The 23,930-nt window shown below is 41.3% G+C and carries 16 protein-coding genes; 1 reads left to right on the top strand and 15 read right to left on the bottom strand.

Annotated features, from left to right (window positions below; genetic code table 11):
* Positions 1–119: 119 nt before the first annotated feature.
* From rpsA to B3S92_RS01315, 14 genes are all read right to left on the bottom strand, one after another.
* Complete coding sequence (gene rpsA / locus B3S92_RS01380; RefSeq protein ID WP_077451631.1) at positions 120–1,802, bottom strand: 30S ribosomal protein S1; 1,683 nt, start codon at positions 1,800–1,802, stop codon at positions 120–122.
* Positions 1,803–1,997: 195 nt separating this feature from the next.
* Complete coding sequence (gene cmk / locus B3S92_RS01375) at positions 1,998–2,702, bottom strand: (d)CMP kinase (protein ID WP_296202034.1); 705 nt, start codon at positions 2,700–2,702, stop codon at positions 1,998–2,000.
* A gap of 207 nt (positions 2,703–2,909) precedes the next feature.
* On the bottom strand, positions 2,910–3,476 hold the full coding sequence (gene tadA, locus B3S92_RS01370; protein ID WP_296202033.1) for a tRNA adenosine(34) deaminase TadA: 567 nt from the start codon (positions 3,474–3,476) through the stop codon (positions 2,910–2,912).
* Positions 3,477–3,546: 70 nt separating this feature from the next.
* Positions 3,547–4,287: a uracil-DNA glycosylase gene (locus B3S92_RS01365; RefSeq protein ID WP_296202031.1), complete on the bottom strand. Its 741-nt coding sequence runs from the start codon at positions 4,285–4,287 to the stop codon at positions 3,547–3,549.
* A gap of 152 nt (positions 4,288–4,439) precedes the next feature.
* The gene (clpA, locus tag B3S92_RS01360; protein ID WP_296202030.1) at positions 4,440–6,992 is read right to left on the bottom strand and encodes an ATP-dependent Clp protease ATP-binding subunit ClpA; all 2,553 of its coding nucleotides are present in this window, start codon (positions 6,990–6,992) and stop codon (positions 4,440–4,442) included.
* Positions 6,993–7,338: 346 nt separating this feature from the next.
* Positions 7,339–7,779: an ATP-dependent Clp protease adapter ClpS gene (gene clpS / locus B3S92_RS01355; RefSeq protein ID WP_296202028.1), complete on the bottom strand. Its 441-nt coding sequence runs from the start codon at positions 7,777–7,779 to the stop codon at positions 7,339–7,341.
* A 51-nt stretch (positions 7,780–7,830) separates the two neighbouring features.
* Positions 7,831–8,628: a hypothetical protein gene (locus B3S92_RS01350; RefSeq protein ID WP_296202027.1), complete on the bottom strand. Its 798-nt coding sequence runs from the start codon at positions 8,626–8,628 to the stop codon at positions 7,831–7,833.
* A 285-nt stretch (positions 8,629–8,913) separates the two neighbouring features.
* Positions 8,914–9,981: an N-acetyl-gamma-glutamyl-phosphate reductase gene (gene argC, locus B3S92_RS01345; RefSeq protein WP_296202025.1), complete on the bottom strand. Its 1,068-nt coding sequence runs from the start codon at positions 9,979–9,981 to the stop codon at positions 8,914–8,916.
* 272 nt (positions 9,982–10,253) lie between these two features.
* Positions 10,254–11,360, bottom strand: a complete 1,107-nt coding sequence (hemE, locus tag B3S92_RS01340; RefSeq protein WP_296202023.1) for a uroporphyrinogen decarboxylase — start codon at positions 11,358–11,360, stop codon at positions 10,254–10,256.
* A 104-nt stretch (positions 11,361–11,464) separates the two neighbouring features.
* A complete protein-coding gene (gene proB, locus B3S92_RS01335; RefSeq protein WP_414706970.1) occupies positions 11,465–12,694 on the bottom strand; it encodes a glutamate 5-kinase in 1,230 nt (409 codons plus the stop codon).
* A 174-nt stretch (positions 12,695–12,868) separates the two neighbouring features.
* Entirely contained in the window at positions 12,869–14,077 is a 1,209-nt protein-coding gene (obgE, locus tag B3S92_RS01330; protein ID WP_077451050.1) for a GTPase ObgE, read from the bottom strand.
* Positions 14,078–14,558: 481 nt separating this feature from the next.
* Complete coding sequence (locus B3S92_RS01325) at positions 14,559–16,001, bottom strand: glyceraldehyde-3-phosphate dehydrogenase (RefSeq protein ID WP_296202133.1); 1,443 nt, start codon at positions 15,999–16,001, stop codon at positions 14,559–14,561.
* 363 nt (positions 16,002–16,364) lie between these two features.
* Entirely contained in the window at positions 16,365–16,997 is a 633-nt protein-coding gene (locus B3S92_RS01320) for a lipocalin family protein (RefSeq protein ID WP_349678939.1), read from the bottom strand.
* Between the two features lie 276 nt (positions 16,998–17,273).
* Positions 17,274–18,380: an NUDIX domain-containing protein gene (locus B3S92_RS01315; RefSeq protein ID WP_296202020.1), complete on the bottom strand. Its 1,107-nt coding sequence runs from the start codon at positions 18,378–18,380 to the stop codon at positions 17,274–17,276.
* Positions 18,381–18,625: 245 nt separating this feature from the next.
* Between B3S92_RS01315 and hemP the strand changes: the two genes are divergently transcribed.
* On the top strand, positions 18,626–18,790 hold the full coding sequence (hemP, locus tag B3S92_RS01310; protein WP_077449338.1) for a hemin uptake protein HemP: 165 nt from the start codon (positions 18,626–18,628) through the stop codon (positions 18,788–18,790).
* 63 nt (positions 18,791–18,853) lie between these two features.
* On the opposite strand, the gene B3S92_RS01305 is transcribed toward hemP, so the two are convergent.
* Positions 18,854–23,869: a translocation/assembly module TamB domain-containing protein gene (locus B3S92_RS01305; protein ID WP_296202018.1), complete on the bottom strand. Its 5,016-nt coding sequence runs from the start codon at positions 23,867–23,869 to the stop codon at positions 18,854–18,856.
* Positions 23,870–23,930 lie beyond the last annotated feature (61 nt).

Here is a 23,930-nt window from a genome sequence, read left to right as displayed (position 1 = left end):
ATTATTTCAATTTATAGAATAATATCAAATAATTGGTCATAAAAACTGACCATAAAAAAGGAGTACCCTAAGGTACTCCTTTTTTTAACAGCTTATAGCTATTGATTATTTATCAAAGATTAGTCTTCTTGCATTTGCTCTTTGATTAAGTCACCAATAGTTTTTGGCTGCGCTTCTGGAGCAGCTTGAGTGCTACCAAGCTCTTTAATAGCTTGACGCTCTTCAGCTTCATCTTTAGCTTTGATTGATAAGCTAATGCCACGTGACTTACGATCAACGCTGATGATTTTCGCTTCAACAGAATCGCCTTCGTTTAGATGTTTAGTAGCATCTTCAACTTTATCACGCTGGATTTCAGAGGCACGTAAGTAACCTTCAACTTCGTCAGCTAAAGTGATAGTAGCGCCTTTAGCATCTACTTCTTTAACAGTACCAGTTACGATTGAACCACGGTCGTTAGCTACTAAGTACTCGTTGAATGGATCAGAGCTTAACTGCTTGATACCTAGGCTGATACGGTTAGCTTCAGCGTCAACTGATAGAACCATAGCTTCAACAGTATCACCTTTGTTGTAGTTACGGATAGCTTCTTCACCAGCTTCATTCCAAGAGATATCAGATAGGTGAACTAGACCATCGATACCACCGTCAAGACCGATAAAGATACCGAAGTCAGTAATTGACTTGATAGTACCAGTTAGCTTATCGCCACGGTCATACTTCTTGTCGAACTCTTCCCATGGGTTTGGTAGAGTTTGTTTGATACCTAAGCTGATACGACGACGTTCTTCGTCGATATCTAGGATCATAACGTCAACTTCGTCACCAATCTGAACCACTTTAGATGGGTGGATGTTTTTGTTAGTGTGATCCATTTCTGAAACGTGTACTAGACCTTCGATACCATCAGAGATTTCAGCGAAACAACCATAATCAGTTAGGTTAGTTACGCGAGCTTTAACGATGCTACCTACTGGGTAAGTACCGCTTACGTTATCCCAAGGATCTGTACCTAGTTGTTTTAGACCTAGGCTTACGCGGTTGCGCTCACGGTCAAACTTAAGTACTTTAACTTTAAGGTCTTGACCCACTTCAACCACTTCTGATGGGTGCTTAATACGGCGCCATGCCATATCAGTGATGTGTAGTAGACCGTCGATACCACCTAAGTCTACGAATGCACCGTAGTCAGTTAAGTTTTTAACGATACCTTCAACTTCGATACCTTCTTCAAGCTTATTAAGTAGCTCTTCACGCTCAGCTGAGTTCTCAGCTTCCATAACCGCTTTACGGCTAACAACTACGTTGTTACGTTTTTGGTCTAATTTAATAATTTTGAATTCTAGTTCTTTGCCTTCAAGGTGCGTAGTGTCACGGATTGGACGAACATCAACTAATGAACCTGGTAAGAAAGCACGTACTGAACCAACATCAACAGTAAAACCACCTTTTACTTTGCTTGAGATGATACCTTTAACAATTTCATCGCCTTCAAATAGTTTCTCAAGCGCATTCCATGTTTCAACACGTTTAGCTTTTTCACGTGACAGTAGGGTTTGACCCATACCGTTGTCAACAGCTTCAACAACAACATCAACGCTATCGCCCACTGCTACTTCAAGCTCGCCATTTTCGTCTAAGAACTCTTCACGAGCTACCACACCCTCAGACTTCAAACCAGTGTCAACTGTAATCCAATCGCTATCGATTGCTACAACAGCACCGCTGATAACTGAGCCACGCTCAATATCAAGACCCTGCTCTTCTAGACTCGCTTCAAATAGTTCAGCAAATGATTCCATTATGATTACCTTAATATAGCCGTATCCTGTCCAGCACAGTACGGTTCAAGTTAATGAAGATAAAAGATTGACGCTGGTTTTGCTCTTTTCATCTTCATTTGAAAAAAACGTAAAATTTGTTAGAGGACAACCAAAACTAAATAACTCAAAAGATGAGTCTAAGTTTGGGAATCTGCCTTATTTGCTAATTTTAACTTATTCGCTAAAACAAATACCCTTGGTTTGGCAGAATTTTTTAATTGTTCTATAAACTTCTTCAGCATCCAATTGGGAGCTGTCTAGCAGTAAAGCATCCTCCGCCGGCTTTGACGGAGCAACGCTGCGATTCTCATCGCGCTCATCTCGCTGCTTAATGCTGCTTAAGATGGCTTCATAATCTGCACTTTGTCCCGCTTGCCTCAACTGTTCCACTCGGCGATCTGCTCGGGCTTCGGCACTGGCGGTTAAATATACTTTGGCATCCGCATTAGGGAATACCACGGTTCCCATGTCCCGACCATCAGCGATAAGACCTGAATGATTGGCCATATTCTGCTGTAATTCTAATAATGCCGTTCTTACTTTGGGTAAAGCAGCCACTCGTGATGCATAACCACCCACGGTTTCATTTCTTATCTCGCCAGCGACACTTGTGCCATCGACCACAATATCAACTTCACCACTGTCTCGTGGAAGAAATTGAATATCTAATTGCGCAGTTAGTTTGGCAATATTATCTTCGTCTACTGCGGTCAATTCTTGATCCGATAACAAACCGGCTTCAAACGCTTTTAAACCAACTATGCGGTAAAGAGCGCCAGAATCTAGTAAACGGTAATTCAAAGCTTGAGCCAGCTTCAAACAAAGGGTGCCTTTTCCTGCGCCACTTGGGCCATCAATTGTAATAACAGGAAAACTCATCTTTTTTACCACCTACTGCTATATTAAGTTTGCTAGCTCTAAGTTTATTTACTAATTACAACTGGCTACTGTTGCCAATCAAGTGCGTTTTTAGCGTTTTTTAAATTAGAATTTTAATTAATAGTTTAAATATAAGCCTATTAATAACTCTGTAAACGCAAATAGTGCAAGATTATAACAAATATAGAAGCGCACCACTAGATAATATTAACGATTTATACACAAATTTGACTTCTTTTTTTTATTGCGTCGAGCTCTAAAAAAAGACTTCAATATTTTTTGGCTTTCAGGCTGCAATAAACCAGCGCTTACTTCAATTTTATGATTGTAGAAATCCATTTCTGCTAAGTTTAATTGACTGCCCACCATTCCTGCCCGCGGCTCTTGGGTGGCAAATACCAGCCTTTCCAACCTAGCATGTATTAAGGCCCCAAGGCACATAGTACAGGGCTCCAAAGTGACATATAACGTTGTATTCGCAGGCAATCTATAGTTTTGTATGCCGCTACAGGCTTGTCGAAGCGCCACTATTTCGGCATGAGAGGTGGGATCACAGCTCAGTATAGGCTGATTAAACCCTTCTCCAAGAATCTGGCCCTCATGCACTAACACTGCCCCAACAGGAACTTCTTCCTTCAGCGCCCCATTTTTGGCCAAAGCCAAAGCCGTTTGCATAAACTCCACATCACTAAGTGACCAGTAGTTGGCTTCGGACAAATAGTCGGTATAACTACTAGGTTTTATCTGGGGTTTTAAACGGTTTATATTAATCATTTATCAGGCTTTTAATCAGAATATATTGGACAGATTTCACATTAAAGCAAGGCTTAAGCTTTACAAATAACTATTGCGGCAACTGCCAATCAATAGCCGTCTTGCCATGTTGTACTAGATATTCATTGGCCTTTGAAAAAGGCTTAGAACCAAAGAAGCCGCCTCTATTGGCTGCTAACGGTGAGGGATGTACGGCCGATAAGATCAAATGCTTTTCGGTGTCAATAAACTTGCCTTTAAGTTTGGCCTTACTGCCCCACAGGATGAATACTGTATTTGAGGTTTGCTCATTTACTACATCAATTACGGCATCGGTAAACTGCTCCCACCCTTTACCCTGGTGGCTGCCCGCATTACCTTCTTGTACCGTTAAAGAAGCATTTAACAACAGTACGCCTTGCTTTGCCCAATGGGTTAAATCCCCATGCTTGGGCGGAACGGTACCAATATCATCTGCCATCTCTTTTACAATATTACGTAGTGAAGGCGGCATCGGAATCATCTTAGGCACAGAAAAAGATAAACCCATTGCCTGACCTGGGCCATGATAAGGATCCTGTCCTAAAATCACCACTTTTACTTCTGATAAGGGGGTGAGGTTAAACGCATTGAACATTTGACTGGCTTTAGGATAGATACTTTTACCGGACCCATATTCTTGCCTTAGAAAATCTCGTAAATTATCCATATTCTGCGAGGTCAGCTCATCTGCCAGTGCCAACTTCCAGTCTTCAGGCATTTGTACTCGTGCTAAGATGGCTTGCTTTTCAGCTTCGCTTTTTTGGGGTTGATCGGAGTCAAACAACTGCATAAGAATACTCTTTATATAATTATAAATTTTTATTTAGGGTCATTATAGACGTTAATATCAGAATAAAAAAAGAGGTCAACCTTGGGCTAACCTCTTTTTTGCAATACCACAATAAAATTACAACGATTATATCAATAAGATATTATCAAAACCTAGCCTTCCGCGTACTCAACACCACGTTGGCCATGTTTTTCGACCACTGTCAGCAGGATACGGCTACCTTCAGTAGCAGCTTTATCATCGCTATCTAGTGGGCTTTCAAAGGGCTCATCATTCAACGTAACATGCACTGCTCCGCCTTCTGACAAGTCACCAAACAATACCATATTGGCCAGTGGTTTTTTGATTTCATTTTGAATCAAACGCTGCATTGGGCGAGCCCCCATCAGACGGTCATAACCTTTTTCTGCTAAGTACTCACGAACCGCGTCGTCAATCTCTAACACCACTTGCTTATCATCCAGCTGTGCTTGAAGCTCCACTAAGAACTTGTCTACCACTGAAATAACAATAGACGGATCTAGAGGGTTAAACTGAATAATCGCATCCAAGCGGTTACGGAATTCAGGAGTAAACACTCTATTCAACGCCTCTGTGTTGTCCTTACTGTGGTCTTGCTTAGTAAAGCCCATGGAAGCACGGCTGATGTTTTCCGCCCCAACGTTGGTGGTCATAATCAAGATAACTTGCTTAAAGCTAGCAACACGGCCGTTATTATCCGTAAGCGACCCGTGGTCCATCACTTGTAATAGCAAGTTAAAGACATCTGGGTGAGCCTTCTCAATCTCATCAAGCAATAACACACAATGCGGATGCTGATTGATTTTTTCAGTTAATAAACCGCCTTGATCAAAGCCAACGTAACCTGGAGGAGCACCAATTAGACGCGAAGCGGTGTGAGCTTCCATATACTCTGACATATCAAAGCGAACCAGCTCAATACCCATCAAGTTAGCCAACTGCTTAGAAACTTCCGTTTTACCCACCCCTGTTGGACCGGCAAACATGAAGGATCCAATCGGTTTGTCTGAAGCCTTAAGACCTGCTCTTGATAACTTAATAGCATCAGATAAGGTCTTAATGGCTTCGTCTTGACCAAACACCAAACGATTTAAGTCACGTTCTAAATGCTGTAACAATGACTTATCATCATTAGACACAGACTTAGGTGGAATACGAGCCAATTTAGAGATAATCGCTTCAATATCTTCTACATCAATGACCGTCGGTGCAGGTGGAGTTTTATTCGACTCTTCGCTTTCCGATTCTTCACTGCTATCTGATTCATCCGAGGTTTCGGCCTCTAAAGACTCTTCTTTATGCAGATTAGATGCTAATTCCTGAGCCAAACTACGCTCATCTGCTTCATTTTCAGCTTCAATATCAGACTCAAAATCTGAGCTATCGGTATTATTAAGCTCATCAATTAGCTGATTTTCATCTTCTACTTGATCCGCTTCTGGCGTAATACCTAAACGTTTGTAGGCACCCGCCTCATCAATTACATCAATCGCTTTATCAGGTAAAAAGCGTTCATGAATATGCTTAGCCGATAGCTTAACCGCACTTACTAACGCAGCATCGGTGTATTCCACATTATGGAACTCTTCATAACGCGGTTTTAAACCGCGTAGAATTTCGATGCTATCGTCAATGCTCGGCTCATTTACATCAATCTTCTGGAAACGACGTGATAAGGCATGGTCTTTTTCAAAAACCTGGCGATATTCAGTAAAGGTAGTAGAACCGATACATCTTAGCTCACCATTGGCCAACGCTGGCTTAATCAAGTTAGACACATCCATATTGCTGCTCATTGAAGAGCCTGCGCCAATAATCATATGGATTTCGTCAATGAATAAAATAGCATTTGGCTTGGCTTTTAAAGCATCAAGCAGCGCTTTCATACGCTTCTCAAAGTCGCCACGGTACTTAGTACCGGCTATTAAAGAGCCTATATCTAAGCTATAAATAACGCAGCCTTGTAGCGGCTTAGGCGCTTTATTATTAATAATTAGCCAAGCTAAACCCTCAGCAATTGAGGTTTTACCCACCCCAGGATCGCCCACTAATAAGGGGTTATTTTTACGGCGACGACATAAGACTTGAGCAGTACGCTCAATTTCACTACTGCGACCAATTAATGGATCTGTTTTGCCTTCTGCCGCTCTTTTATTTAAGTTCTGAGCGAATTCACTTAGAGGATCTTTTTTCAGTCTAGCCCCTTTGCCTTCTCCAGCTTCAGACTCAGAGCCTGAATCTCGAGTCTCATCACCCTCATTACCATGTGATAAGTACTGGGTTAATTCAAGGCGACTTACGCCCTGTTTTTTCAGTAAATATACCGCATAAGTATCATGCTCTGAGAACATAGACACTAGGATGTCTGATCCTTGTACCAATCTACCTGAACCAATAGATTGCACATGGAAGATAGCACGCTGTAAGATGCGGTCAAAACTTTGAGTGGCCTGAGGCGTTTGCTCTAAGTCAGCATCTAAGGTAGGCGTGTGCTTTTCGATATAAGCTTCAAGATCTGAGCGTAAGCTTGCAATATCCGCCCCGCAAGCCTTTAAGGTTGTGGCAGCATTATTGTTTTCTAACAAGGCAAGCAATAAGTGCTCAACTGTTAGATACTCGTGTGACTTTTGTCGAGCCAACGTCATGGCCAGACGTAAGGAAACTTCGAGATGACGACTTAACATAGAGGTATCCTGTCAATATTGTAATTTTTCATTTGCTAAGATCTTTATAAGAATTTTTTAAAAGCCAGTTAACTATAACAAGTTAACCAGGCATTTGGGTAGTTTATGAATATGATATTGTTTATATCACAGTTTTTTTGTAACTTAGATCTTAGCCACATGTTAAGTAAATAGGGTTGAACACCCTAAATATCAAGTCATATTAGTAACGATATTGGTCAAGGATACTCAAAACAAACAAAGATTTAGGTCTTTATTTCAATGAGTTATTGAGGATTTAAGCGAGGTGAAGGCCTGAAGAAGTAGGCTTTAGAAAAGATTAGTATTTATGAGGAAAGCTATAAAATTAACTTTGATGAGGCTCAATTTGGGTTAATAAAGGATACCCTTCCTTGCGAGCGGTTTGATTGACTTTTTTGGCTTTGGTTTCCGCAATATCTTTGGGATAAATACCGGCAATACCACGGCCTTGATTATGAATATTTAGCATAATCTCAACCGCTCTAGGGGTGTCATGACGAAATTCAGACTGAAGAATATAGACCACAAATTCCATTGGAGTATAGTCGTCGTTATACATAACCACGGCGTACATAGGCGGCTCAGCAAGTTCAGGATCAGCCACCATAACCTCTACTTCGGCATCTTCTTCCCCTTCCTCATCTATTAATTTAGAGGGCAGCGTTTTCACAGGATGCAAAATAGGCAAAGTGGCGGGATGATGCCAATCTGCTGAGCTATGCGGATTTTGCTGAGAGATGTTAGTGATGTCAGTACTTTTATTCATAATACTCTATTAGGTAAAAAGTTTGGTTCAATCAACAATAGTAACTATGAGTTATTCTGTATTACCTTTACCCTCTTTGACAGGGCGTTGATCGGTTTCTGGAACCTCTGACAAAGAAAGTGGCATCTTCTCTACTGGACTAGACAATTGCCAATTATAAATTTGCTCAACTTCTTGTCCATTAGATTCAAGAGTTAATTTAGCCTGCTTGGGTCTAAATCCTTTCGGCATCACAAAGCGACCTCTGATACGAGCAACACCCTTAATATCATAAGTGCTTGGCTCTAGAGGAACATCAACTAAGTTGTCTTCATCCAATAAAGTTAAAGTTGGTTTTAGGCGATGTTGATTCCCATCTTTGGCCAACATGGCCACATCAAAGCGATACTCAAAGGCATTCTCTGGTAAGGGCTCCATCATCGCCCCTATCACTTGTAACGGTAAACCACCTTGCTCTACCACCCTATCAGCATAGACTTCATTTAACTGAATCAGTTGTAAGTTCTTTATCTCTAACTCTTGGATATCTTGACGCATTTGTCCTAAATTATTAAGACTAATATCACGTTCTTGTTTTGCCGTATTTAATTGGCTAGTTAATGTTTGAACGTTCTGTTTAAGCTTTTTGATATCTTCAGCAGTTAGTTGCTGTGCATCACCTTTAAGTTTCGTATCATTTTGCGATGCCTGATAGCCTCGATAATAACCAAATTTATGGCCAAAAGCAGTGGCTATAACGCCAGTCAATAATACTGCGCTCGCAAATAATACCAATATCAGCGGACTCATCACAGCTTGAGATGATCGCTTCACATTTTTCGCAGTGGATTTGCTGATTTCGGTGGACATGTATTCTAGACTCGTATCTTGTGAATCGGCAATTAGTTAAGCCGCCATGTTCTAAGGCAGATTTAAGGCAAGGTATTATACCTAAATCTCCAACTAATAACTAACAACAGATTAACTTCAATGTAATGTTTATGTCGTAGATTATTGATAACAACTTAAATAAACAAGCGTATCGTAATATACAGCAACAATTAAAACTTTAATTTTAATAAATTTATGACTAAAAAATAATTAAGATAGAAATATAAAGCCTTATCCTAACTAAATCATTTTCATAAAATTAAATTAAGGAACCACAGGGACATGATTTAAGCCTAAAGACTCATCAAATCCGAACATGACGTTCATACATTGAACGGCCTGCCCCGCTGCGCCTTTAACCAAGTTATCTTGTACCACCAAAATAGTGGCAGATTTAGTTTCATTATCTTGGTGCACTGCAATTCTAAGTCTATTGCTTGCTCTTACGCTACGTGTATCAGGGAACTCGCCTGCTGGTAAGACATCAATGAATTTTTCATTTTGATAGGCTTGTTCATAAATTTGCTGCAAGTCCAGCTTACATCCTGCGTCGGTTAAGCCTAAATGAATGGTAGTAAACATACCGCGAATCATAGGCACTAAGTGAGGCACAAAACGAATGTTATGGGTATATTTACTTTGCAGCAACTCATGGATCCCTTGCTCAATTTCAGGGAGATGACGGTGGCCAGTTACCCCGTAAGCATTAAAGTTGTCCGTGGTTTCAGCATAGTTAAGATTCAACTTGGCCTGACGTCCTGCCCCTGAAACCCCAGATTTTGCATCAATGATAATACGAGGTTCTATAACTGCTTCACCCTTATCGTTTTGAGCTTCAATAATAGGTTTTAAGCCTAAAATTGCGGTGGTTGGGTAGCAGCCTGGATTGCCAATAACTTTCGCAGTTTTAATGGCCTCACGGTTAATCTCTGGCAAACCATACACAGCTTGTTTCAGTAACTCTGGGCAAGCATGCTTGTGCTTATACCACTGCTCAAACGACTGTAGGGATTGTAGTCTAAAGTCAGCGGCCAAATCGATAACCTTCACCCCTGCTGCTACTAACGCTTCAGCCTGTTGCATGGCCACACCATGAGGCGTTGCGAAAAACACCACATCACAAGAAGTAAGGGCTTCTAACGTCCCTTCTCCTAAGTCACTATAGGTTAAATCAGATATGCCTCTTAAGCTTGGGAAAATACTGGCGACAGGTTTGCCTGCTTCTGTTCTTGAAGTTAACCATTTGATGGTCACTTTTGGGTGAGAAGATAATAATCTTATAAGCTCAACGCCTGTATATCCCGTTCCACCAATAATGGCTGCTTGTAACATATCCCATCCTATCTGATTGATTAAAAGCCGATTAAATAAAATCCTTCTTACTATTTAATCTAACTTAGATAAATTAAATATAATCGTTATTTTGCAAATAGTCCTGCAATTTATAAAGTTTACGTTATCCGCTTCAGCTATTCAATGCATTAAACCTGACTGCATTAGTCTTATTTATTTGAGTTTAATAGATTATTGAGTCGCTCATTATAAAATAGGCTTATATAAATAAGCCTATTTTTTATCCCTTCAATTTTAAATCAGAATGCGTTTTATAGCTTGTAGTCATGCACCGCATCAATAAATACTTTGGCGTTGTCTGGGTTTACCCACTGGGTAATACCATGACCTAAGTTAGCTATATAACCTGTTTTTACCCCGCCGGCATAAGCATCATCGAGCATATTTCTTACTGCTTGACGGATCGATTCTGGGGTGCCGTAAAGCGTAGCCGGGTCTAGGTTACCTTGTACTGCAATTTGCTTATTGCTTTCAGCTAAGATAGCTCTGGCTTTGTCTAATGGCATGGTCCAGTCTAACCCTAAGCAATCTGCCTCAGAATCCGCTTGAATGTCTAACCATAATCCGCCGCCTTTGGTAAATACCACCACAGGAACTTCAGGATGACGCTGTTTAAGCTCAGCAACCACACGCTTATTGTACTTATGAGAAAATTCCTCAAACTGACGGTGTGCTAATGCCCCACCCCAGCTATCAAATAGCTGAACAAGCTGGGCACCTGCAATAATCTGTGCATCTAAATAATCGATGATAGCGGTAGTAACATGATCTAAGATTTGATGTAAGAACTCAGGCTGGCTGTATAGTAGACCTTTAGTGTAACGATAGTCTTTAGAGCTGCCACCTTCAATCATATAGGTTGCTAAGGTCCAAGCACTACCTGAGAATCCAAATAAAGGAACCAAACCATTTAATTCTTTACGGATACTGGTAACGGCATCCATAACATAGCTTAATGAGTCAGTGGCTTTAAAGGGTTCAAGTTGATTAAAGTCAGCTTCGGTACGTAAGGTACGCTTAAACTTTGGACCTTCGCCAGTTTCGAAGTAAAGGCCTAAACCCATCGCATCTGGAATGGTTAAAATATCACTAAATAAAATGGCCGCATCTAAATCAAAACGTCGTAAAGGCTGCATCGTAACTTCTGTCGCACGCGCAGTGTCTTTACACAGACTCATGAAATCACCAGCTTCTGCTCGCGTAGCCTTGTATTCTGGAAGATATCGACCGGCTTGGCGCATCATCCATACAGGCGTCATGTCCACTTCTTCAAAGCGCAATGCTTTAAGTAAGCGATCATTCTTCAACGGAGCAAAGTTGTGAGTGTTGTTAACAGAATCAGAATTCATTATAGACATTATTATCTCTTTAAAGTCCTAGATTATAATCAAAATGGATAGATGGAACCGTTTCTTACCTATCAATGGTATCAGGTTATACCGCTCTCCACACCTTATGGCGCTTATTTATTTAAAATAGCCATGTCATCACGGTGTATCATTACCACACGTTCCTCAGACTCTCCCAAAATCTTGTCAAAGCTTTGGGTTCTTTTCCGAGCCACACGTCTGGCTTCTTCCGAAGAGAAGTTAACTTGACCTACTGCAATACGCTCTTTGGTGGTCTCATCGACTACTGCGACCACATCGCCTTCATCGAAATCACCATGAATATCTACTACGCCTACAGGCAATAAGCTCTTACCTTGTACGGTAATGGCGTGCACAGCTCCTGAATCAATAAATAAAGTCCCAGCCATTCTTAAATGCGCCGCTAGCCACTGTTTACGGGCAATAATTTTGTCAGCTTGGTTGGTCTGCAATAACGTACCTACAGGTTCACCTTCAACAATACGGGTAATGACTTTATCAAGGCTACCATTAGCAATGACCGTTGGACAGCCACCCATAGCCGCCAATCTACCAGCTCTAATTTTGGTCAGCATACCTCCACTGCCAAGCTTACCGCCCTCTCCCGCAATATCAAACAAATAGTCTGCCATTGCGCGCTCTTGACGAATCATTTTTGCATTAGGGTTTTCGCGAGGGTTGTCGGTAAATACGCCGTCCTGATCGGTTAATATGATATAAAGATCGGCACTTACCATCGCCGCAGCCATTGCGCCTAAGGTATCATTGTCACCAAATTTAATCTCATCAACGGTAATGGTGTCATTCTCATTAATAACCGGCAGCACTCGCCATGCCAAAAGCTTATGTAAAGTGTTAGCTGTATTCAGATAACGTTCACGATTAGACAAGTCATCATGGGTCAATAGGATCTGAGCACTGCGTACTCCGCTCTGGATCAAAGCTGATGACCAAGTCTCTATAAGCCCCATTTGCCCAATGGCCGCACAGGCCTGTAACGCCTCTAATTTCTTAGGGCGTTCATCAAGCCCCATTCTGACTAAGCCTTCCGCCACTGCACCCGATGAAACCAATATCACCTCTTTGCCTTCATTATGCAGCTTAGCAATCTGGCTGGCCCATTCATAGATTGCTGTACGATCTAATCCCTTACCATTGTTAGTCAGTAAAGAGGAACCGATCTTTACAATGACTCGTTTTAAATTAAAAGATCGATTCTTGGTAACAAATCGACTGTCTTCTGGGTCTGAGTCAATCGGCTTGGCTATACTGCTTTTTGCTTTACTAACTTTAGAGTTTTTCTGGTTATTATTAGCACTCATAATTCTTCCCAAAATCTAATGAATAGAATAGTAATATGCTGGGTTAACACTCTGAACTATTTCGAAATATAAAAAAGCTGCTGAAGGTTTAAGGCCTCTCTCATCCTCTACTTTATTACCGAAATACAACCCACAACTCGATATAAAAAGATTACAGAGGATGAGTGGGCTGCCTTAAGGGGCGTAAATAACCTCTACGCCATCGTCATCATCATCTTCATTATTGGCATTGAAAGCAGCTTCACGGGCCGCTCGACGGGCAGCACGGTAGGCCTCTTTTTGCTCTTCTGTATTGAGTCGCACTTCAGCTTCAAGACGCTCAAATCTTTCTCTTTGCTCTTCGGCAAATAAAGGATCTTCTTCCTCGCGCTCTTTTTCACGCTCAATCTCATTCATCAGATGATATTTAACATCATCTACGCCCTCACCGGTCAAGGTTGAAGTTCTAAACACAGCTCCTGTCCAACCCAGCTCTGCCACAATATGTAGGCACAGCTCATCAAGTTCATCCGCGTCTGGAACTTGGTCAATTTTATTTAAAATCAAAATCTGCGGTAAATTAGCAAGCTCAGGCGAGAAGCGCTCAAGTTCATTTAAGATCACTTGGCCGTTTTCTACAGGATCACTACCATCAATGGGCTTTATATCTAAAATATGTAACAAGCGACGGGTACGTGCCACATGTTTCAAGAAGCGAATTCCTAAACCGGCGCCTTCTGATGCCCCTTCAATTAAACCTGGAATATCGGCCATAACAAATGAGCGGTGTAGGCCAACATCCACCACCCCTAAGTTAGGTACTAAAGTGGTGAAAGGATAATCGGCTACTTTTGGTTTAGCTGAAGATACTTGTCTGATAAAAGTAGACTTGCCCGCGTTTGGTAGGCCAATTAAACCCACATCGGCCACAACTTTTAGCTCAAACTTAAGCTCTTTTAATTCCCCTTCAAATCCTGAAGTGGCTTTACGCGGTGCTTGGTTGGTAGAGCTTTTGAAATGGGTATTGCCTAGGCCACCATCTCCCCCTTTGGCTACTAATACCTCTTGACCTATTTCAGTCAAGTCGCCTACCACTTCACCAGTTTCATTGTTAACAATGGTGGTGCCAATAGGCACACGCAGATAGATATTGTCTGCCCCTTTACCAGAGCAGTTCTTACTTTGTCCATTTTGGCCACGGCCCGCATCATAACGACGGGTATAACGATAGTCTACTAGGGTGTTGGTATTGTCATCAGCAACCACAATCACGTCGCCTCCTTTACCCCCATCACCCCCATCTGGCCCGCCACGAGGCACATATTTTTCACGGCGAAAGCTCACAATGCCGTTACCACCATCGCCTGCTTTGACAGTAACAATTGCTTCATCAATAAATCGCATTGGGCTTGCTCCCTTAACTTCTTTTAAATTGGTCTAACGAAAATTGGCTAATTGCAGTCTTCTACTAATTATCGTAGAAGATTTGCTTCTTAGAAATATAATGTTTTAAAGAAAAAATATTTTAAATAAATAGTATTTTAGAGAAATAATACTTCAAAAAAATAACTTTCTAGAAAATAGAGTTGTTTTATAACGCCGTATTCTACAGCATTATTTTAGATTACATAGAATTAATATAGTTAGCTACTTTAATAAAAATACCCGATAACCATAACGATTATCGGGTATCGTTGCAAATCGCCTCAGTCATTATGCTGTTCTTTGCCCGCATTCAATAAGCTCTTTTTTATATATTAGCCCATTGTCTGAGTCAAAAACTAACCGAGTATTTACAACCGCATTATGTCTATTGTAACTTATGACATTCAATGCTTAAGGCTATAAAATTTATCTTTTATAGCCCGCTACAGCTAAGCGAAAATTACGCAGTGATGTTGGTGTAATGAACACCAGCCATTTGCGCAGCCACTCTTAATACTTGAGTGCTGTAACCTACTTCGTTGTCATACCATACATAAACAGTCGCATGGTTATCAGTAACGATAGTCGCTTGGGCATCAACAATACCTACTTGCTTAGTACCCACGAAGTCTGTTGATACCGCTTCAGTAGAGTCGGTATATGCAATTTGTGACTGCCAAGCATCACTTTCAGAAACTTGCTTGAAGAAAGCATTTAGGGCTTCAGCACTTTCAGGTGCTTTTTCAAGGTTTAAGTTTAAGATAGCCATACTAACGTTTGGTGTTGGAACACGAATGGCATTACCGGTTAATTTACCATTTAACTCTGGTAAAGCTTTACCCACAGCTTTAGCAGCACCGGTACTGGTAATAACCATGTTTAACACAGCACTGCGACCACGACGATCTGCTTTGTGGTAGTTATCAATTAGGTTTTGGTCGTTAGTGAAAGCGTGAATAGTCTCAACGTGACCATTTACGATACCGAACTCATCATTAAGTACTTTTAATGAAGGAGTGATGGCGTTGGTAGTACAGCTAGCTGCACTTACAATAGTATCATCGCCGATAGTATCGTTGTTTACGCCGTATACAATGTTTTTAATCTCACCTTTTGAAGGCGCAGTTAATAACACTTTTTTCACACCTTTGGCTCTTAGGTGCTTACCTAGGCCATCTTCATCTTTCCAGATACCTGTGTTATCAATAACGATAGCATCATTGATACCATAACTGGTGTAATCAATTTCGCTTGGATCGTTGGCATAGATAACTTGAATGAAGCGACCGTTGACAATAATACCTTGGTTTTCTTCGTCAACGACGATTGAACCTGCAAAAGTGCCATGAACTGAATCACGCTCTAATAAAGAAGCACGTTTAGCGATATCACCGTCTTTACCTGGGCGAACCACAAAAGCTTTCAGTTGCAAGCCTTTGTCAGTAGCCGCTTCTTCTAATAATAAGCGAGTCAAAATACGACCAATACGACCAAAACCGTAAAGCACAACATCAGTTGCTTCGCTTGCAGCAGGAGTTGACTTATCAGCTTTAGCTAATGCATCAGTAACGCTTACTTTATTTTTTAATAGTTGACCTGCATCTACTACTGCAGTTTTAATGTCTTGGTTATCTACCACTTCTTTAACAGTAGCAACGATATCATCAATGTCCAACGCTTGACCATTGTTACGGTCAGCAGTTTGTTGAACTTTAGTCAATAGATCCGCTGTTGAAAGCCCATTAAGTGTTTCACCAAATAAGTTAACTTTTACGTCTTTATCGTTATAAAGATTATGCAGTTGGTTCGCTAGCTCATAAGCCTGGTTCTCTTGTTTTTGATATTTGGCTAAATGAACTTGATGCAACTCACGGCGCGTATTAGCATTACTCACGATAATTATCCTTTGGGTAAATGAAGTGAAGGGGTTAGTGAAATCAATATAATCGCTAAATGATAAGAAATAAGGTAGATATGTGTAAAATCTGCTTTTGATGTTCAAAAGCAGATCTGAATCCAATTCTCTACCGTTATATTTAAGGTAGATTCTAAATCATATTGACAATTTTAGCCAGTACATCGGGCAGTAATCCTTGTTCTGGACAAGAATTAATTACAAGAATAAGCACCAGTTCTGATTAGGTTTTTCCTAGTTTTGTAATAGGGGAACAAATTCTTGAAACCTTACCCTTATGCATAGCTGTAGCTAGCTAAATCTTAGTTATTTAGTAACTGTAATTTATTCTGTAACTAACTTATTAAGAAGTTATTCACTAACTATAGTCTTTGGCGTGCCAGTATGGGTCGTAATCTCCAGCTTATTAATATCATAGCCCTGCATTTTTGCTATCTTCTTATAATCTTCAAAGACCGCTTCAGATAAAGTAGGCTTACGTGACAATACCCATAAGTATTTATTATCTGGTGTCCCGACTAATGCGCTTTGATAGTTCTCATCAAGCTGTAAGATCCAATAATCCGCTTTACCTACGGGCAACCATCTTAACCAACTAGGCATAAAGGTAACTTTTAGCTCACTACCAGTATCATTTGCAGGTTTAGCCAACCCCTCGGCTTTCATCATCGAGCCATCTTGCTTACGGCATTGATTAATAACATCAACTGAGGTCAACTTGCCGGCCTCGTCCTTATTTAAGTTATAAGTTGCCGTTACATCAGAGGCACAGTTACGCTGAAAATACATAGGCATACGGGCTATTTCATACCACTGCCCTGCATATTTATTTAAATCTACTCGGTCAACAGAAGTAGGTGCTGTCACACTGATAGGTGCGTTAGTCGAAGTCGTACCTGTTTCTGCATGGGAGAAGGTTGAGTAAGCCGCTAAAGGGACTAGTAAAGCCAAAGCGATGCCTGTGTGCTTAAGCAAAGCTTTCATGAAGGCTCTTTCTGGGATATCGTGCTTAAATTTATTCATAATAGTATCAAGGTAGTTATAAAATTAATATAAAGTGACAAGTCATTTAATAAAAGTCATCTTGCGCCAGTAACTTAATTTTTAACTGACTAAATTTCCATTAAAGTTGTCTGTATTTTTTACTGTATTATTCGATATAGCTATCATATTACTCGACTAAGTTCTTTACTATCCAAAAAGTGTAGTAATACGCTACGGTTTGTAAATCCTTTGTTCTATTTTGATTTTTACGTGAGCTTACGGTAAAAACTTACTTATTCCTGCTATTTTATCTCCTTGATAATGTCGAACCTGTCCGATATCTTCTGGCGCTATACCGCCTAAAGCAATGACGGGCACTTCACTATCCTCGGCCAAAATAGAGAACTCCTCCCAGCCCAGAGCAGTCGCTTCAGGGTGAGTGTTTGTTGCTTGCACAGGGGAAACAAAAACACCTACCACAGGGGATAAGTCGTGATTCAATCGATATTGGGCTACCTTATTCACTTGTTGAATACTCGCTGAACTGTGAGCACTTATAGTCAGTGGCAATCCAGACAACAGCTCAATATCTGTATCAGCACACGCCTGCTGAGTTAAATGCTGCGCAATAATTTGATCCGCTATAGTCATATTATTTATAGCCATATTATTAGGGTCATATAAATAATTGGCCAATTCATAATCTATAATTAGCTTGATATCTGGTCGAATGGCCATCAGAGCTAACACCTGATCTTTACGTTGAGATAAGCTTGACTGCTTTAGTCTGACATAGACACAGGCCTGATGAGGCAGCTTTTGCTGATAATAGCGTAACCATTGCTGTGACGACTGATCTTTGACTGGACTTTGGTAATTACAGGATGTGCTTTCTTTAATTGCTGTCACAGAGCCAACCTCCTGGGTAATCACTATGGTACTTGGCAACTTCAGCCACTGTAATATGGTTTTATTGGCATCAGGCAGTGAGTACTTATTATTGATCAAATCCTCTTGGCTTACCCAGTGTAACTGTTGACCTTCGCAGCCCTCTTTTTTATGAGCAAACTGTTTAAACTGCTGTTCATTTAAGGTAACTCGAAATACATGCAAACAAACCCTCTTTGATTTACTGGGCATCTCGGTATCTGCATAATGATGACGCAGCACTCCCAAAGGATTAATCACACTATGGTTGGCTATATCTAACCCTATTTCCTCAAAAACTTCGCGAATGAGAGCCTGTTTAGCGCTTTCATTGGCTTCGATTTTGCCTCCAACGAACTCATAACGGTTACCTTGATGCTGCTTAGCATTCCGAAATCCCAATAAGTATTGCTCATCAAACTGAATTACCGCCACAGCCACATCAATCTTTATCACAGCAACATCCTTTCTTTGTTAATCACTAAAAGTTATTTATGACTAAAGGCAGCAGACCAATGCCTAAGTTAGTCCTTGCTACGTTAGCTAACGTATAAATTTATTTTGATAAACCTCTTGCAATATCGAACATAATAAACAATAATAATTAAAGTTAATGATAATCATTATCAATTAGATAATTTCGATTCGTCTATATCTCACTATAGAAACCAAAAAAACTTCTAAACTTAAGGATTAAGCTTATGGCCACTATCATTTCTCGAGCACTGAACCTTCGTGACAACCAGCTGCCTATGTTACAGTCAGAGCATTTATTTGCTTTAACCAAAGAAGTAAGAATTCAGCATGAGGGAGAAGAGTACCGTTTGCGTCTAACCCGAAATAATAGACTTATCTTAACCAAATAGAGCTGCAAAAAATAAGGGGTGACTTTTAAAAAGTTACCCCTTATTTTATTGACTCTACTTTTATTAGAAGTTGAAGCTATAAACCACATCTACTGCATTTTCAACCGCCGACGTGGCTTCGATATAAATGCGACGCGTCAATTGATAACGTAACGATAAGCTGCTTTGTGCATTGAAGACCCCGACTCCATAACGAATATATAGATCTGGGGTGATATAACCCGTTACGTTGACGTTAGTATCGCTATCTGTCCCAGAGGCATCAATGGTCAAACGTTCTAGGCCAAAAGCATCTCCAATAGTATTGGTGAGACTTCGAGTTCCTGTTAACCCTAAGCTTAAACCGGCCGCTGCCAAGTTATTGGTAACCTCAGACTTAAACCCTTCTTCACTAATCTGAGTGGCGCCTGGATTAGAGATGCGTCCTGTTACCAAAGCATTCATGGCTTGCTGCTGAGTTAAACCAGCATTATTAAAGACCACGATGTTAGGCTCTGAAACTCTACCTTTTACGCGTAAGCCTACGGTACGACCTTCAATCTCTTTAGCCGCTTCGATGCTTAAGCGAGGGTTAACCACATCGCCATTAAATCGAACTTGGGCATAGTTTAACTCAAGGTTTTGGCCAAAGATATCCACGGTACTGCGGCGACTGACTTGAACCACCCCTAGTGCATTCATTACGCCTTGGCCTTTTTGGGTAATATGCACCGCTCCTGCCAATGGCAATACTGCACCAAAGCCGCGGAAGTTAACATTTTCACCCAAATCTACACCAATATCGGCATTGATCGACCAAGGTTTAGAGATTGCCAATACGTCCTCGATTCTGTTCACTAGCTGTCGATCTAAAACTACCACATCTTCAGACTTAGTGATTACTTCTTCGTTAGCCTCAGGAGGTCTAATGGTCGCAGTAGGTACAGAAACTGCCCCTACAATATTGACATACTTCTGCATCGGTTTGACGATAATATTGAAATCTGGATTAACCTCTGCATACAACAGTGGTGGCTGAGTGAGCACTAAACCTTCGCCGGTAACACGTAACTTGGCCTGTAGCTCTTGCTTCCAATCTACCGTTCCTGTTAACTCACCAGCTCCCTCACCACTTAAGAATGTTCCTTCAAGCTCAGCGCTCTGACCTCTTATCTTGGCCTTAGCATTGATATTGGTCAGATTCACTGGTAAGTCTAACATGGCCACAGTGGCGTTTCTTAAGTTAACATCTCCATAGAATACTGGGCTGGTCAGAGTTCCGCCTAAACCCCCTGCCATAGTGATGTTACCAGCAAGTTTTCGCATGCCTGGGAAGAAAGGTTTCAAAATCGCTAAGTTCAACTCATTAAGTACCAACGCCCCTGATATGGGTTTGTCCTCTTTATAAGGATCAATCACCACATCAGCGTAGCCTTTGGCGCCACTGCCATTATCAATATCAGTACGCAGCTTCAAGCCTTCTTCAAACGATCTAACAATGACCGACACTCGCTTATAAGGAATAGTCACTGCTTCATCTAGACCTTCTTGAACCAGGCCCAACTTCCCATTGTCGGAATATAAAGTGGCATTAATTACCGGCTCAACTCCCTTACCCCATTCAACGACTGCCTTACCATTTAGACTGGCTTGCCAGCTAAGGTCCTTAGGCATAATAGGAGCAAATAAGGAGGTATCAATTTGTTGAATGGCTACGTTAACCTGACCCTTATCAGCAGAAGCAATCAAGTTCTCTCGTAGACACAGCTTACCGGTCTGACCCACGGCCTCCCAACAGTGAGCTGCCAACTGAATTTCAGGCGTCTTTCCTCCAAAAGAGGCGATAAGCTGTGCCGGCTGGCTTTGAGCTAACGTCACATACTCCGTTGATACTTCACCGTCACCGACCACTCCCTGCCATCTACCATTTTTACGATCTAAGCTTCCTTTAATGGTGGCTTGGATACCGACATCGGTATTGGCATTATTGGTATCACCTTTTAAAGTTAAGGTGTGGTCTTGTTCGGTACCATTAAATACTGCATATATATTTTCAAATTTACTGCCAGAGGCCTGCAAGCCGTCTGCCATAACCACCAAGGTACTTGGACGTTTGGCTAGATCAACAATCTTACCTTTAATCATGCCTTGTGATAACAGCACGCCTGGAAGCGCCAATTTATTGCCGGTCAAATCGACATAAATGGTCGGTAGGGCTTGGCCTTTATTTTGCATTAAAGTAAAGCCGCCTAAGACAGAGCCTGAGAAGTCTTTACTGATCTGGCTTAGATTGCGAATATTCACCTTGGCTTCTAAAAGCTCTGTATTACCATTGGCCACAACTTGGTTGTCGCCCCACTGCATCATCAAGTTATTGGCATTTAAAGTTTCAACCACACTCTTAACTTGTTGAACTTGGCCACTAGCATCTGTCGCCTTTAATCTTTCGAAATACTGATTCATATCTTTGGGCAGATGCAAAGTAGTGTTTAGACTGCCTTGAGCCAATAGAGGCTCACCATCTATCTCGCCTCGCAGCGCCATTTGATCAATACTAATACGCTGTACTGAGTCTTTCCATAATCCTGTGCTAGACACACGTCCTGTAATGTTACTTGGCACATCTTTGACAAAATAGCCCAGATTAAAATCATCCATAACGGCGTCTACATTCCAAGCTACGCCATTGGTAACGTCTAACTTCCCTTTAGCAACCAGACTACCCGCCTCACCAACGTGACTTAAATTACGAATAGTGATGGCTTGAGCATTACCTCCAGCATCGACAATCAACTTACCTTTTGGTAATTGCGGGGTATCAATTGACCCATTAAACTTCACATTGAAGTCACGTAAATCTCCAAGCTTGGTTTGGTTATTACGCCATTTGCCTGAGGTTTGTAGATCACCGCTAATAATGCCTTCTGTCTGAGGCGCAAAGAAGCCAACATTAAATTTATTGGTATTGGCTTTGACATTCCACCCAATACCGTCACGTAAGTTTACGTTACCTGAGGCGGTGATATCGCCCGCCTCTCCTTTATGACTGAAGTTTTTGATATTGATATTTTCAGTAGTCCCATTGGCATCAACAATAAAATTGCCTTTGGGCACCCCTTGAGTCGCAAGCTTGCCATTAAATCTAGCATCAAAATTTTGTAAGGAGCCATTTAAGACATCAACCACGCCATCCCCGTAGCCTATAACATCTACTCGGCGATTTTCAGAAGTACTCTTTCCGGTTTTTGGGTCTGTAGAAGTAACTTGCGCAGTTAGGGTTGAAGATAAATCTGATGATTTAATAGTAAAGGCATGACGCTGGCCTTTGACAACCTTGCCATTAAGACGACGGGTAATGTCTATCATCTTACCTGAAGCCTTGATATCCCCTACCAGTCTAGTCACTGGAATGGTGTCACTAAAGGCTTGAGGTTTTAGCCCTTTGGTCTTGGCATCTATATCCCAAGTCAGGGGTGATTTATTGGTGGCCAATAAAATATTACCGTTACCGGCAAGATTACCCATCACCCCATCATAGTTTAGGTTTTGCAGCGCAATTTTATTATTGTACTTATTGAGCTTAACCTTATAGTCACCAGCAGGAGCCACATTTAATTTGATAATCTCAGCATCCGCGGTTACCCATAATCTATCATCACGTAACATGACATTGGCCATACCGCTTGGGCTATCTATCTCTCCAACGTCAGGCACTCCTTTGCGGCGTAAATTCTGCCAGCTGGCATCGACATACCAGGGGGCGTCAAATCTAGGATTTTTAGGTTTAACCCCTTGCACAACCTTAGCTTTAATCTGCTCTCCGTCGCGTTGCTTGAGGTCGCCATTAATCTGCATTAAGCCCTCTTTATTGCGCAGATCAAATACCACTGCCAATTGGCCATCTAGATATTCTGGAGCATAAGGCGCGGCACTCTCTGGCAGCAAGCTGCGTACTTTATAATCTTTACTATAAAGCATGGCTTTGGTAGTGAAGTCATCTTCCCAATCAAGCACTCCCACTGCCAACAGGCTACCTTCTGGAGTTTTTGCAGTTAAGCGATGCACCAACATTTTGCTGGTGTCAATAATGTTGGCTCGCCCTTGGTAATGACCACTAGGAATGTCATTGGCCAATAGTCGACTATTAATACGAAGCTCAATATCAGAGAGCACCCCTGAAGCTGTCGCCAAACCGTTTTGCAGGCGAATGTCTTGACCTTCAGCATAAGGTAGGTCAATTTCATCCCAGTTTAATTTGGCTTCGAAAGGAGCGTTGTCATCTAACCCCTGAACGGTAAACACACCTCTGACATTGTTATCATTATACTTACTGCGTATTTTGCCATAAGTGCGTTTAACACTTCCCACGGCCTCGACTTCAATGGGATCGATATAAACTTTATCTAAGCTTTTGACTGTGACTACCCCAGATAAACCTAAGGGATAGTTGCCCTCTAACGTCACAGTCCCTTTTAAATCTTCAATCTTGACGAGATCACTATATTGTAGATTGCCTCGACCCAACTTAACTTGAGTGCCTACCCAATACAAATCATCAGCTTGGATATCCGTTACTTCTACAGGGTCTCTACCAACTTGGTTATAGATAATTCGATTAATACGGGCTTTATCAAAGCGTAAGTTAACTGGTAACTCGTACTCTTTGTATTCAAACGGATCGCCTGAGGGGGGTAAACGGTTTTCAATAACAATGGTTTCGATATCAGCATCGCGTAAATGTACTTCTCTAGAAAACAAGGCACGCCAGCCAATCTTGACATAAGTATTTACGAAGTGTATGTCCACATCTTCTGAGGCACTCATGGTGATGTCTTTCACCTTAAGCCCGTCGCGCAGATTACCTTCTGAGTACTCTAATTTAACCCCAGTTTCTGAAATGATTCTTTCGAGTATGAACTTAGTACCCCTCTCCGTACCTGCCATTATATAAAAAGTGATACATATGATTAAAAACAGAATCAACAGTAACGCAAGAAGCTTTATCAGAAATGACAAAGGATAATGGTGCTTAACCCGCTCAGCATCACGCTGAGTAGGGTTTTTTTCTGGATTAGGCTCAGGGGTTTGCGAAGTGGTCATGGGTTAAGTAGCTTGTTTTCAATAAGGGAAGTCAAAATAAAGTTTAATAGTTATCTCAGAG

Origin of the sequence: Psychrobacter sp. UBA3962, from assembly GCF_002385225.1 — a bacterium.
GTDB lineage: Bacteria > Pseudomonadota > Gammaproteobacteria > Pseudomonadales > Moraxellaceae > Psychrobacter.
This window is presented reverse-complemented; position numbering and strand designations above follow the sequence as displayed.

What these genes read in the sequence shown, in the direction of transcription:
- B3S92_RS01365 (WP_296202031.1), bottom strand. Translation starts at nt 4,287, where the DNA reads ATGCAGTTGTTTGACTCCGATCAACCCCAAAAAAGCGAAGCTGAAAAG.
- argC (WP_296202025.1), bottom strand. Translation starts at nt 9,981, where the DNA reads ATGTTACAAGCAGCCATTATTGGTGGAACGGGATATACAGGCGTTGAG.
- rpsA (WP_077451631.1), bottom strand. Translation starts at nt 1,802, where the DNA reads ATGGAATCATTTGCTGAACTATTTGAAGCGAGTCTAGAAGAGCAGGGT.
- B3S92_RS01320 (WP_349678939.1), bottom strand. Translation starts at nt 16,997, where the DNA reads ATGAAAGCTTTGCTTAAGCACACAGGCATCGCTTTGGCTTTACTAGTC.
- B3S92_RS01305 (WP_296202018.1), bottom strand. Translation starts at nt 23,869, where the DNA reads ATGACCACTTCGCAAACCCCTGAGCCTAATCCAGAAAAAAACCCTACT.
- clpA (WP_296202030.1), bottom strand. Translation starts at nt 6,992, where the DNA reads ATGTTAAGTCGTCATCTCGAAGTTTCCTTACGTCTGGCCATGACGTTG.
- hemE (WP_296202023.1), bottom strand. Translation starts at nt 11,360, where the DNA reads ATGTCTATAATGAATTCTGATTCTGTTAACAACACTCACAACTTTGCT.
- proB (WP_414706970.1), bottom strand. Translation starts at nt 12,694, where the DNA reads ATGAGTGCTAATAATAACCAGAAAAACTCTAAAGTTAGTAAAGCAAAA.
- clpS (WP_296202028.1), bottom strand. Translation starts at nt 7,779, where the DNA reads ATGAATAAAAGTACTGACATCACTAACATCTCTCAGCAAAATCCGCAT.
- B3S92_RS01350 (WP_296202027.1), bottom strand. Translation starts at nt 8,628, where the DNA reads ATGTCCACCGAAATCAGCAAATCCACTGCGAAAAATGTGAAGCGATCA.
- tadA (WP_296202033.1), bottom strand. Translation starts at nt 3,476, where the DNA reads ATGATTAATATAAACCGTTTAAAACCCCAGATAAAACCTAGTAGTTAT.
- obgE (WP_077451050.1), bottom strand. Translation starts at nt 14,077, where the DNA reads ATGCGATTTATTGATGAAGCAATTGTTACTGTCAAAGCAGGCGATGGT.
- hemP (WP_077449338.1), top strand. Translation starts at nt 18,626, where the DNA reads ATGGCCACTATCATTTCTCGAGCACTGAACCTTCGTGACAACCAGCTG.
- cmk (WP_296202034.1), bottom strand. Translation starts at nt 2,702, where the DNA reads ATGAGTTTTCCTGTTATTACAATTGATGGCCCAAGTGGCGCAGGAAAA.